This is a genomic window from Shewanella sp. Koi 1 (assembly GCF_052907445.1).
The window spans coordinates 2,453,638-2,465,767 of record NZ_JBREJM010000001.1; the positions used below are offsets into that span (position 1 = coordinate 2,453,638).

General features: G+C 47.7%; 10 protein-coding genes. 7 read left to right on the forward strand and 3 right to left on the reverse strand.

Features of this window, described 5'->3' with window-relative positions:
- Positions 1-39: 39 nt before the first annotated feature.
- From ACUZ8J_RS10845 to ACUZ8J_RS10870, 6 genes are all read left to right on the forward strand, one after another.
- Positions 40-1,368 (forward strand): oligosaccharide flippase family protein, encoded by a 1,329-nt coding sequence (locus ACUZ8J_RS10845; protein WP_446693821.1) that lies wholly within the window; start codon positions 40-42, stop codon positions 1,366-1,368.
- Entirely contained in the window at positions 1,365-2,420 is a 1,056-nt protein-coding gene (locus tag ACUZ8J_RS10850) for a glycosyltransferase (protein ID WP_109286000.1), read from the forward strand. The genes ACUZ8J_RS10845 and ACUZ8J_RS10850 overlap by 4 nt, the downstream gene beginning before the upstream one ends.
- 395 nt (positions 2,421-2,815) lie before the next feature.
- A complete protein-coding gene (locus tag ACUZ8J_RS10855; RefSeq protein WP_446693822.1) occupies positions 2,816-4,762 on the forward strand; it encodes an exopolysaccharide biosynthesis polyprenyl glycosylphosphotransferase in 1,947 nt (648 codons plus the stop codon).
- 10 nt (positions 4,763-4,772) lie between these two features.
- Entirely contained in the window at positions 4,773-6,281 is a 1,509-nt protein-coding gene (locus ACUZ8J_RS10860; protein WP_446693823.1) for a sugar phosphate nucleotidyltransferase, read from the forward strand.
- Positions 6,278-6,706 carry an adenylyltransferase/cytidyltransferase family protein gene (locus ACUZ8J_RS10865; RefSeq protein ID WP_446693824.1) on the forward strand — a complete coding sequence of 143 codons (429 nt, stop codon included), beginning with the start codon at positions 6,278-6,280 and terminating at the stop codon, positions 6,704-6,706. The genes ACUZ8J_RS10860 and ACUZ8J_RS10865 overlap by 4 nt, the downstream gene beginning before the upstream one ends.
- 201 nt (positions 6,707-6,907) lie before the next feature.
- Positions 6,908-8,146 (forward strand): CDP-glycerol glycerophosphotransferase family protein, encoded by a 1,239-nt coding sequence (locus tag ACUZ8J_RS10870; RefSeq protein WP_446693825.1) that lies wholly within the window; start codon positions 6,908-6,910, stop codon positions 8,144-8,146.
- Positions 8,147-8,180: 34 nt separating this feature from the next.
- Here the strand turns inward: ACUZ8J_RS10870 and ACUZ8J_RS10875 are convergent, their stop codons facing one another.
- Positions 8,181-8,618: a hypothetical protein gene (locus ACUZ8J_RS10875; RefSeq protein WP_446693826.1), complete on the reverse strand. Its 438-nt coding sequence runs from the start codon at positions 8,616-8,618 to the stop codon at positions 8,181-8,183.
- A gap of 337 nt (positions 8,619-8,955) precedes the next feature.
- Between ACUZ8J_RS10875 and eco the strand changes: the two genes are divergently transcribed.
- Entirely contained in the window at positions 8,956-9,507 is a 552-nt protein-coding gene (eco, locus tag ACUZ8J_RS10880; RefSeq protein WP_446693827.1) for a serine protease inhibitor ecotin, read from the forward strand.
- Between the two features lie 88 nt (positions 9,508-9,595).
- Here the strand turns inward: eco and ACUZ8J_RS10885 are convergent, their stop codons facing one another.
- Together ACUZ8J_RS10885 and ACUZ8J_RS10890 are read right to left on the reverse strand one after the other, a co-directional pair.
- A complete protein-coding gene (locus tag ACUZ8J_RS10885) occupies positions 9,596-11,572 on the reverse strand; it encodes a RecQ family ATP-dependent DNA helicase (protein ID WP_446693828.1) in 1,977 nt (658 codons plus the stop codon).
- A gap of 88 nt (positions 11,573-11,660) precedes the next feature.
- Positions 11,661-11,987 (reverse strand): hypothetical protein, encoded by a 327-nt coding sequence (locus ACUZ8J_RS10890; protein WP_279768431.1) that lies wholly within the window; start codon positions 11,985-11,987, stop codon positions 11,661-11,663.
- Positions 11,988-12,130: the final 143 nt, after the last annotated feature.

Sequence of the window (12,130 nt, forward strand, 5' to 3'; positions counted from 1 at the left end):
AATAGTCAGAACAGGCACTCTTAACTGATAGGTGTTGCGATGAGCAGATGGGCATTGATACAAACCCTCAGGGACAACCAAAGTATTCGCCAATTGGCCAGCAGTATACTTTGGTTAGGCTCAGCCCAAGTTGGCGGGCGTATCGTGCGCCTTGGCAGCAGTATCATCTTAGCCCGTTTACTCACCCCCGAGGTCTTCGGTCAAGTTGCGATCATTTTGACCAGTTTTGAGATCCTCAGCATTTTCATCCGCAGGATCACTTCGGCGTCGCTGATCAAGATGGACGACAACGCCTTTGCCGCTCATCTCGCCAGCGCAAATCTGATCAACATTTTTGTGTGTGTACTGTCTTTTGTTGCCTTGAGCTTACTCAGTGGATTGCTCGCCCTTTACTATCAAGACGCACAGATAGTGAAACCTATGATACTCATGGCAACAAGCTATTTGCTCCTCCCCTTCGGCATGCTGCATGCCGCCGCCAACCTACGCCAAAATAAGATGCGTATCGTTGCAAAAGCCAACCTGTGGCAGACGGTAGCCGATGGTTTGCTCACCGCCCTTCTGGCGCTGTGCGGAATGGGGATCTGGGGGATTATTCTGCCCAAGGTGCTGGTGGTCTTGATTTGGATAGCCGTGCACAAGCAACATTCGGGCATTAATAATATTCACACCACCCCATTCGCGCATTGTTTCTCCAAGATAGATTTTTGCCAATGTCGCGCGCTATTTCGCTTTGGTACTCAGGTGGCGCTTGGGGATCTTTGCCTCGCCCTGAGACAAAATATTGATTATTTATTAGTGGGTTACTTTTTAGGTGTCGAAGCGCTTGGGATCTATTTCTTCGCGGTCAATACCAGCCTTGGCATGAGTCTTGGTCTTATTCAAAGCTTTGGCACCGCTTTTTACTCCCATCTTTGTCAGAGTGATGGTGAAGATGCGCTGCTAAAGTACCGCCACGCCCTGCTGAGTATCATGTTGGTAACCTTGCCTATCATAGGGTTACAGAGTGCGCTCGCCCCTTGGTACTTACCCTTTGTCTATGGCCAACACTGGCTCGACGCTGGCGCATTGCCAGTCTTTATTCTGCTCTGTTTAAGTGGTTTAACTCGCCCCTTAGGCGAGGCCGCGAGCCAACTGCTGATTTCCTGCGAGCTTAGCAAACTCAACTTAGTCGCTAATGCTAGTTTTATTGGCCTACTGGCCATGAGTATCAGCCTAGGCACCCTGTGGGGGTTAAAAGGTGTCGCCATGGGCATCTTCCTCTGTTACCTGATTTGTATGCCTTTGTTCGCCTATTTTGTGATGAAACCCACCGCACAAAAACTGCGTTTACCCACCTTATCCCCTTCATTAGGAGGTTCATTATGATCCCTACCGTCTCTGTGGTGATGCCGGTCTATAATGTGGAAGCTTTTGTATCAAAAGCCATTTCCTCTGTATTAGCTCAAAGTTTTACGGATTTTGAGCTAATCATAGTCAATGACTGTGCCACCGATAATAGCCTTGCCCGCTGTAAACAATTTTGCGACAGCCGCATTCGACTGGTGCAGCACGCCGTGAATAAGGGGTTAGCCGCCGCGCGTAATACTGGCATTCGCCATGCGATTGGTCGCTATGTCGCCTTTATCGATTCGGACGACCTCTGGCATCCGGATAAGTTAAAGCTGCATGTGGATCACCTACAAAAATCGCCCAAGGTCGGGATCAGCTTCTCGCGCTCAAGCTTTATCGATTATCGGGGCAACCCGATCAATTTTTACCAGATGCCGCAGCTCACAGACATAGATGCGGGCCATTTGCTGTGCCGCAATCCAGTGGGCAATGGTTCTGCGCCGGTGATCCGCCGCGAGACCTTAAATGACATTCGCTTCCAAGCGCTGAACCACAGCGAACATTACACTTGCTATTTCGATGAACAATTTCGCCAATCGGAAGATATCGAGTGCTGGTTTCGCATCGTGGCGACAACCCAGTGGCAAATGGAGGGGATCCCCGAGCCATTAACTTACTACCGCTTAAACCACGGCGGCTTATCGGCGAATTTAGTGAAACAACTGGCATCCTGGGAGCAAATGGTCACTAAGGCGCGCCGCTATGCCCCTAAGATATTGTTAAAGCATGAAAATGCCGCGAGAGCCTATCAGCTTCGCTATTTAGCCAGACAAGCCATTCGCTTAGGCGATGGCCGTATGGCGAAAAATTTAGTCAATCAAGCGCTGCTGACTTCGCCGCAGATCTTAATCAAGGAAACCAATCGCACCCTGACCACACTGGTCGCGGCTTATTTGCAATGGTTAATGCCCCGCGGTTTATATCAAATGTGCGAAACCCTTGGGCAAAAGTACCTCGGCTATCGCCAACGTATGCAAATCAAACGTGATGGGGTGACGGCAAGCTTACTCACGACCCAATTAAAATGAGATAAATGGCAGTATTAACCGTGACACATATATCGTTTGCAGATTTAAGGCGGCTCACACAGCCGCCTTGCTTTTGTCGTAAGTGGCACTCTATGGCTTTGATATCGATTTCGAGCGTTTGTTTTCGAGCATTGGTGATGAAGACAATAACAACGCCTGAGATAGTCACACCTTAGCCGATATTTCCATCTCAAAAGGATTTGCAGCTTGCAAAGCAAACTGCAAAAAACCACTTAGCCTATCAAACGAAAACAGCTTAACTATTGTTTTTAAATGAGTTATCAACCTGGCCTGCATTATGCTTTGTGACTCTTGCCAAGCGCACACTTAAGCCGTTATCGAGCGTCCCTACTTGGCACTAGGCGTAATGCTAAGCGAAATGCATGGAGGTCATGATGAATACTCAGAACTCGACTCAAGTACGCTGGTCTATTCGACTCTTCGATAGCGCTGTGGCCGCGTTGGTCCTATTGATCTGCTTGCCCTTTTTCCTTGGCGTTTGTGTGTTTCGTAAGCTTCAGGGACAAAGCGTATTCGAACGCGTGTATGTGCATGGCGCTCAAGGCCAAGTGGGGCTGTGGCAATTTGCCTATCAAGGTGCGGGTTATCGCCTGCCGGAACTGCTGAATCTACTCAAAGGAGACATAGGCCTATTGGGCGCTGAAGCGCAATTTGCTATCGAACCTTCAATCCATGTTTCGCAAGAAATCCGCATCTACCGGATCGGGATTTTCTCGATTAGTGCCATGCAGCGCCGTATGGGGATTGGGTTTGAGTCCAGCGAGCAAAGTTTAGTTAACGCCTATAGCAGCCTCAGCCGTTACCTCCTTACACTAGCGAGCGCCATACTGAATCGTCTTATGACCTCAGAGTCACGCTCACACGCAAATCAAGTCACCATTTTTGACGTGACCATGCGCAATCTCAGCATGAATCAAATGCTGGATATGCTCGTACAACAAGCGCAGCGGCCAAAGCATCACTTAACCCCGTTTGCCTTTGTGAATGCGGACTGTTTAAACAAAGCCTATTGCGATCCTCAATATCATCAAAAACTCAATGAGTGCGAGGCCGTGTTTGCCGATGGGATTGGCGTACGTATGGCTTGCCGTTGGCAAGGTGTCGATCTTAAAGGCAATTTGAATGGCACAGATATGTTGCCACTCCTATGTGAGCGCCTGATTGAGGCCAATCTATCGCTCTATCTTCTGGGCGGAGCGCCAGAAGTTGCCCACCAAGCTGCTGAGCAGTTACAACGCCGTTTTCCCCAATTGCAAATTGCAGGCACACATCATGGTTATTTCCATGAGGCTGATACCAAGCAAGTCATTAAAAAGATTAATCAATCTGGCGCTGCCGTGCTCTTGGTGGCCATGGGCGCACCTAAACAAGAGCTTTGGCTTAATCAATATCAAGCCAAACTCACTCCAGCCGTTGGGATCGGTGTGGGCGGGCTGTTCGATTTTTACTCCAACCGCATTAGCCGTGCCCCGCTCTGGTTAAGACAAATTGGCATGGAGTGGATTTGGCGGTTAATGCAAGAGCCCAAGAGAATGTGGCGCCGCTATATTCTCGGTAACCCCCTGTTTTTATATCGGGTATACAAAGCGCAGCGCGCTAACGCTAGCCTCAAGGCGACAACTCAAGCAGAGGCACAGCCGCAAGAAACGCTGCAGTATCCTAACTTGAGTGACTCAGGCTCACTCAAACGTTGCAAACGCATCCGCTTGCATCTGCTATTAAACCGCATAGTCAAACGTTGCCTCGATATAGGGGTCGCGGCCATCGCCATATTGTTGCTATCGCCTCTGCTCCTCATCGTGGCGTTACTTATCCGTTTAGAATCCCCCGGCGCTGTGCTGTTTTGCCAGCAGCGTGTCGGCAAATGGAATCAACCTTTTACCATGTGGAAGTTCCGCTCCATGTACCAAGACGCCGAGGCGCGGCTCGCTAGCCTACAACAGGCGAACGAAATGCAAGGCGGTGTCCTGTTTAAGATGAAACAAGACCCACGCATCACCCGTGTCGGTCAATTTATCCGTAAAACCTCCATCGATGAGCTGCCACAGTTATGGAATGTGCTCAAGGGCGAGATGTCACTGGTTGGCCCACGCCCAGCGCTGCCAAGAGAAGTCGCGCAATACAGCCCAAGCGATCGCCGCCGTTTAGAAGTGAAACCCGGCATTACCTGTATCTGGCAAGTGTCTGGTCGCTCTGACATTCCCTTCGACCGTCAGGTCGAGTTGGATGTGGATTATATCTACCAACAATCTTTAATGGCGGATCTGTACTTGCTACTCAAGACCATACCCGCCGTGATTTTCAGCCGTGGAGCCTACTAAGGGGGTTACTATGCAAGCCATTATTTTTGCCAATCGCCATGGACACGAACTGGCGCCGCTGGATAAACAATACTGTCCAGCATTACTCCCCATGGGAAACCGTGCCCTGATTGAATACACCCTAGAAGATGTCGCCAGTGCGGGGATTGTTGAGGTAAAACTGATTATCTCAAGCCATGCCAAAGCCTTAGAGCAACATCTTGGCGACGGTAGCCGCTGGGGCGTTAAGATTGATTACTTCCTCAGTAGAGAACAAGAACCTGTTAACTGCGTGATGTCGCGCTTAAAACTGGATTTCGACCAAAGCTACCTTGTGGTAAGGGGCGATATATTGCGCTCCCCCTGCATCAAACGTTTTGTCGATTACAGTGTTAACAGACCCAAGCACTTAGTCCTGCCAGTGCTGGCCGATTGCAATCCTGGCATGTTGCTATTGCCAAGTGCTTGTAATCACCTGTATCTGCTCGATTGGCCGTTAGAGCGAGATCCAAATATTACCAATGCCATGATGGAGCCGCTCCATGGACAATGCGCCATGTTGGACAGCTTCGAGTCCTATTTAAATGCCAACTTGGCGATCGGCGATGGTTGCTTCGATGGACTCGTGCCCTCAGGCCGTCCTATTCCAAGTGGTCGAAGCGCCAAGTTTTTTCACCTTGGGGCTAAGGCGCAAACGGGCAAATTAGATCAACAGGCAGCCTGGGGCGCTATAGGTGAACAAACCTGGATAGCTCCCGATGTGGATATGCACGATCAACTGATGATTGGCGATCAATGCGTTATCGAGAAAAACTGCCGTTTGAGTAACAGCGTGATCTTAACCAACAGTTTTGTCGGTGAAGGGCTGAATGTCGATAACTGCATTATCAGTAAAAACCTGCTGATTAATGTCGGTTTTAATACCGCCATTGAGGTTGAAGACCCTAGGCTTATCGCCTCGACCCAAGCACTGTTGCAGGCCCATGTGCCATGGTCAAGTCGACTGATGGCGTTGATATTACTTGGCCTAAGTGTCCCACTCTTGGCAATACTCTGGCTGTGGAGTCTGTGCAATTCATCAACTGCGACAGCATCAAGGCAGGCACTGAGTATTGCGCATCAGCCCATTACACTCTGGCGCGTCAATCTGTCGCAATCCTGCATGGGATTAGCACTGCTGCCACAACTCTATCAAGTGTGTCTGGGGCGCTTGTTCCTGCTAGGCGCGCAATCCCCCGAGATACATTCAGCCGCCTCGATTAGCGACGCCGCGCCGCAATATGGCGTTTACGGCCCGTTGCAGCTGCTTGGCACAGAACTGCCAGAGGAAGAACAAACGCTGATTGAGCAGGAGTTTCTGGCCAAGCCTAAGGCTGCGCAATGGTCTCACATACTCAAACTGTGTTTCGTTTCGCTTTCAACATCAGTAGCTTCAACAGGCGCTGCCACGCCAACACAATCTAATGCAAATCAGCTTAGTGCAAGCCAACTTACTCCAAACCAGCAAGATATCGCCAATGAATGGGGGAACGGACAATGAAAACCATCATCACTTATGGCACCTACGACTTGTTCCACTATGGTCATGTGAGACTGTTTCAGCGCTTAAAGGCCATGGGCGATAAGTTGATCGTTGGCGTCTCGACCGATGAGTTTAATGCGCTCAAGGGCAAAGCGGCCTTTTTCAACTATCAACAGCGCACCGAAATGGTGGCCGCCTGTAAGTATGTCGATGTCGTAATCCCCGAGACGCACTGGCAGCAAAAACCTCAGGATATTGTGGCGTTAGATGTCGACATCTTCGGCATGGGTGACGACTGGCAAGGCAAGTTTGATTATCTCGGCACCCTTTGTCAGGTGATTTACTTAGGCCGCACCGAAGCCATTTCGACGACGGAAATCAAAACTAACCTAGCGATACCGCAAACCCGGGGCAATTTGGCAACGCCACTATTGGTCAAGTAAGCAGAACCCTGTTACAGGATCTCAATGGGTAAGCGAGGGATATCATGGGCACAAATCTAGCGTTAGCCTTAGTGAAGAAATGCATTTTCGCCCTCTCTTGGCTTGTGCCAAGAAACGCCAACAAGGCGGTATTGGGCTTATAAGAACCGTTTTTCCGACAATAGCAAATACCTGTTTTTGCATTGGCAGCAGACGCACTTTATGCAAACCATTTGGATAAGCGGCGATAAAGCCCTTATCCATGCCCTCAGGCAACAAGGCTATACCGCCCATTCACGCTGGAGCCTGCTAGGCATTTACCATGCGCTCACGGCCAAATACTATGTGTACAATAGTTATATTGGCGATATTAATCAGTGGCTTGCAGCGGGCACGATTCGCATCAATCTCTGGCATGGCTCGCCACTTAAAAAAATCGAGTTTGATATCACCACAGGGCCATTAGCCCCCAAGTATCAAACCCAGTCTCTTTGGCAAGCTGGGCTGCAGGCGCTGCGTTATCATCAGGAATATGTCCGTCCGAGTTTGATGCTAAGCCCAAGCCCACTGGTTGGTGAGAGTTTCCGACGCGCCTTTCGGTTAAAAGAAGATTCCCTGCTATCAAGCACTAATCCGCGCACCGATTACTATCTGCGTTACCCAGAGCAACGCCAAACTCTGCCCTTAAAGGCGGATGCGACGGCTTATCGCCGAGTGATTCTCTACGCCCCTTCTTGGCGGGATGCCCTATGGCAAAATAGTCAGAATGTAACTTCACATTCGACCCCACATTTAACGGGAGGTCATAGCGATTCGCCCTACCAAGCCGCCTTTGACTGGCAAAGCCTGTCCCACCATTTAGTCGACACCGATACCTTGTTACTGTTACGCCTGCATCCCAATGAACGCCACTACGCATCGCAGTTTTGTGCCTATCCCAATGTGTTAGATATCAGCGATTGGGACGATGTTTATGGGATTTTGCATCGTGTCGACCTGCTGATCACCGATTATTCATCGTTATTTATCGATGTACTGCCACTTGAGATCCCTGTCCTCTTCTACCGTTTTGACCATGAGCAGTATCTCAATCAGAGCCGCGATTGCTACGATATAGGCCAAGATCCGCTCAGTATTGGCCAGGTTGCCTATCAATTCGATGAATTATTGGCATTGCTGCAGAAGATGAGTCAACTTAACGCCAAACACCAGCCCTGCGAGGCTTACAAACAATTACAGCGTTTGTATTGGTCGCAGCACGCTACGGGTGTATCAGCGGATAGCTTAGCGACAGATGGTTTTTCTATTGATGGTGTATCTATGGTTTGTGTATCTATGGTTGGTATATCTATGAATGAAAGACATGATGATAGTTTTGCACGCTTAGAACGGCACCTGCGCCAAGGGCAAACTCAGTCGTATAAGTTGGCCTTTGGCACTGATATCAAGCCTCAAATATGAAAGTTCAGATATAAAGGCTCTGGTTTAAAGCCATTTATAAGAAGGTGTCTTTAAACCAATCCCAGATCCCGAGTGAGGTTTCGGGTAATAAATCGATACCGAGCGCCGATTTAAGCAGATATAACAGCAACAGGCCGAACAAGGTACACAGCAAGATAAAGGCAATAAAGAACAGGCTAAACATAACTAAGGAGAAGCGTTTTTCTCGGCGTGTATAAGCGCGTCTGTTTTTGCCTAAAAGAAAGACATAATAAAAGCGCCATTTAATAAAAGGCAGCGCAAACGTACCTCGGTTATCTATAAAGTGTTTACCCCAAGTTCTATCCCCCAAGGCCACACGTATCCCCATTAATTGTTCTTTTGTATAGCTGTCGGCAATGTGTGGCGGTAATTTGGCCAATAACTTGAGAATGGTCGGATCCTGTTTGTTCTGTTCTACCGTTTCTTGATCCCATGGCTCAAATTCATTCATGCCCTATTTCAACCCGATATTGATTGTTTCTGAACAGATTATAGTCAACAAATTAAGCCGTTTAGAGATATCTCCATCAATCATTCGGTGGATATTCCCGCGCTATTCAGCTCAGGTTAACCGCGACGAAGCTATAATAACGCTAGAAATTTACGCATAGATTAAGTTTTAAAAGCGGTTGTTTTCATAAGGTTATAGAAAATACCGATCTTTTTTGAAATTTTTTTCAAAATGATTAACCCTTTTTTGCTGCAACTACGTTTACAAAGATAGGAATACAGCAAATGATGGTACAACCATCTGTGCTAGGCCTTATCAACATCACTAGGAGACTATTATGAAATTGACTCACGTATTTAACACTGCGGCACTTCCCCTTGCCTTTGCATTACTGTCTTTTAATGCCGCAGCAGTGAGCCCACCACATCCAACGGGATTAAATGCACCTATGATCAGTGTCGCAAGTTTTAACAATAAAAATTATGCCGAGCAAGAAGCCACGAAAATGTTTCCAGCGCCTGAAGAGGGTATGGTGCAACATATTTTGACCTTACCTAAACTCGAGAATGAAGATGACTACATGGTCGAAGTCCAAATTGGCCAGACCCAATTAGTCGACTGTAATAAGCATGGTTTGAACGGCGGGTTAAAAGAACTCTCGGTTAAGGGCTGGGGTTATAGCTATTATCAAGTGTCTGAAGTATCAGAAGGCCCAAGCACTATGATGGCCTGTTTAGATATGGCGAAAAAAGAAGCCTTTGTCCGCATTCCTGGTGAACTTAAAATGCGTTACGACAGCCGTTTGCCTAAGGTATTTTATCTACCAGAAGGCACAGAGCTGCGCTTTAGAACTTGGAAAGTCGATTCAACTTATCACTACGCTAAATAAACGAGCGAGAATAAAAGTTCACTAATATAAGTGCACATATAAGTACATTTATATAAAGGGCATATCTCACAAGATATGCCCTTTTTTTTCAGCAAGCTGCGTCAGCTAACTGCGCTAATTTAGCTTTAATTTCTGCATATCTGAGGTGTTCGCAGCGACCAAAACCTGATAATTTCCGTACTTGTAAGCGAGTAAACAGCGGTAATGTCATGCCGGCCAAAAAGCGGCATTGAGTATCTAAGGATAATGAAGCTAAACCTTTCGACTCCGCCGCGCGCTCCAGCTCATGCAAATCGGCCTTAAGCTGCGTATCATCAGGCCACTTTGGCACGTCGGAATACGTCAATTTAGCCAATTGGCCACGGCATACACTGCAATGACCACAGGATAGAGGCGCGGCATTATCATCAAAATAGCGGGCCAAATTGTAATTTAAGCAAGTTGTTAGCTCAAAAAATCGCACTAACTGGGCAATACGGGCGACTTCTTTCGTCTCTTTGTCGGTAAAGTATTGATGGAGCTCGTCGGTTAAATGCCCCAGTGCTAACACCTCAGCATTCACTTGATAGACATCCGTTACTCGCTTAGCTTCCAATTCGATAAGCTGTTGACTGGCAAGATATTCTAATGCCGCTAATACGCGAGTACGTTCCGCACCTGTGGCTTGGTAGAGCGCGGAAAAATCTAAACTGCCCCATACTCGCTTCATCTGAGTATGGGTAAAGATGTCATTTAAAAATGCCTGACGCTCGGGGGAAAACTGGTTCAAGATCTGCGCCTGTGGCTCAATAAAACGGTAACTGATATCGGCGTAATAAGCATAAAGCGGCTTAATCACGCCCATCATTTCAAGCTGAACTAGCAAGGTTTTAAGGGGAAGCTGCCTGATATTACTCACATTTGATAGCTGATGAAGTTGCAGCTCCCAACGTCCGTTATGGGTTTCTTCGCGAATGTTATCAATCACGGCAGTAATACTGGCCAGTTCCGGCGTATCGCCGTAAACAAAATTTTCGACCGTGTTTATGCCATCTAAATTCGCCAAGGTCACGCAATGTGAGAGCTGGCCATCCCTTCCTGCACGGCCAATTTCTTGGCAATAATTCTCTATGGATTTAGGCAGATCGTAGTGAACCACAAAGCGAATATTGCTTTTGTCTATGCCCATACCAAAGGCGATAGTCGCAACCACGATGCGGATCTTACCTTGCATAAAATCCTGCTGAATTTGCTGACGTTTTTCATCCTCAAACCCCGCATGATAGGCACTCGCATCAAAGCCCATTTGGCAAAGTTTCGCGGCAACATCCTCCGCAGTATGCTGCAAAGTCACATACACAATCCCCGCACCAGTAAAGTGATTAAGCTGCTGTTGCAATGCCGTCAGTTTGTGTTGGCTCGTTACAGGTAAGACGGTCAAGTCGAGGTTTGAACGATAAAAGCCTGTTTGAACAATATGTTGTGGCTTGATATCGAAACGCGCCGCCATATCCAGTTTCACTTTACGTGTCGCGGTCGCCGTGAGTAACAACACCAATGGAATTGCTAATTCACGGCGATAATCGGGAAGCTTTAAATAGTCGGGGCGAAAATTATGTCCCCATTCCGAGATGCAGTGCGCTTCATCGACAACCAGCATAGAGATAGGAATTGATTGAATAAATTGCCTAAAGCGCTCATTTTTAAAACGTTCAACCGATACCATCAGGAGTTTTAACTCGCCGGAGCGAGCATCACGCATGACCTGTTGGGTTAATTCAGGCGTTAAGGTTGAGTCGATACTTGCCGCTTTAATGCCCTTCTCATGCAGGAAACTCAGTTGATCTTTGATCAACGCCAGTAAGGGTGACACCACTAAAGTTAAATGGGGAAGTTGCAGAGCGGTAAATTGATAACAGAGTGATTTTCCTGAGCCGGTGGGGAAAATAGCAAGGCTCGAATGGCCCGACAACAACTGCGAGACAACCTCATGCTGCCCTTGCCTGAACCCATCAAAACCAAACTGTTGCTGTAATAAAGAAGCATAATCCGTAGCGTTCGCTGACGGCGTTATTGAATAAGTCATAAACAAATCCTTATGCCACCACAAGTGTGGAGGCGGTGGCGACCACGCAAACAGATGAATGTACTAGTGAATGCGAGTAAGCGTGTCGCTATGATTTTCTGGCTAAATATAAGTTGATAAAGGCGGTGAGTTTGTCATTGAAGGCTTCTTCAAAGGCATCAACATCTTGACCTAAGGTATTGAAATACTGTGTCACTTGCGCGCGAGATAAACTTTTGTTGGCGATACTGTATTCCATTTCTGGCAGCGTTTTATCGTAACGGGGCACTAGCGTCCAAGTCACCACATCGGCGGCAAAGTGCTTCATCGCTTGCTGCGCTAAGGCACAAAAAGCTTCAATATGCTCACGCCCATCGGGTCCCAAACACCCTGGCTCCACGCGGCAAAGGACGGCAACAGTTCTATGCTGTGACATGCTATTCCCTGTATAAAACTCATCAAAAATAGAAAGTTACAAAAGAGGTGACGACAAGCGAATAAGCTATATTCACGCTTAAACTCCCTCTCTTTGAGTGTATGTGACACCCGTAAGAAGTCACGTACACTAAGGTTAAAAAT

Excerpts from the sequence above, each read along its gene's own strand:
- ACUZ8J_RS10845 (WP_446693821.1), top strand. The coding sequence starts at position 40 with ATGAGCAGATGGGCATTGATACAAACCCTCAGGGACAACCAAAGTATT.
- ACUZ8J_RS10850 (WP_109286000.1), top strand. The coding sequence starts at position 1,365 with ATGATCCCTACCGTCTCTGTGGTGATGCCGGTCTATAATGTGGAAGCT.
- ACUZ8J_RS10855 (WP_446693822.1), top strand. The coding sequence starts at position 2,816 with ATGAATACTCAGAACTCGACTCAAGTACGCTGGTCTATTCGACTCTTC.
- ACUZ8J_RS10860 (WP_446693823.1), top strand. The coding sequence starts at position 4,773 with ATGCAAGCCATTATTTTTGCCAATCGCCATGGACACGAACTGGCGCCG.
- ACUZ8J_RS10865 (WP_446693824.1), top strand. The coding sequence starts at position 6,278 with ATGAAAACCATCATCACTTATGGCACCTACGACTTGTTCCACTATGGT.
- ACUZ8J_RS10870 (WP_446693825.1), top strand. The coding sequence starts at position 6,908 with ATGCAAACCATTTGGATAAGCGGCGATAAAGCCCTTATCCATGCCCTC.
- ACUZ8J_RS10875 (WP_446693826.1), bottom strand. The coding sequence starts at position 8,618 with ATGAATGAATTTGAGCCATGGGATCAAGAAACGGTAGAACAGAACAAA.
- eco (WP_446693827.1), top strand. The coding sequence starts at position 8,956 with ATGAAATTGACTCACGTATTTAACACTGCGGCACTTCCCCTTGCCTTT.
- ACUZ8J_RS10885 (WP_446693828.1), bottom strand. The coding sequence starts at position 11,572 with ATGACTTATTCAATAACGCCGTCAGCGAACGCTACGGATTATGCTTCT.
- ACUZ8J_RS10890 (WP_279768431.1), bottom strand. The coding sequence starts at position 11,987 with ATGTCACAGCATAGAACTGTTGCCGTCCTTTGCCGCGTGGAGCCAGGG.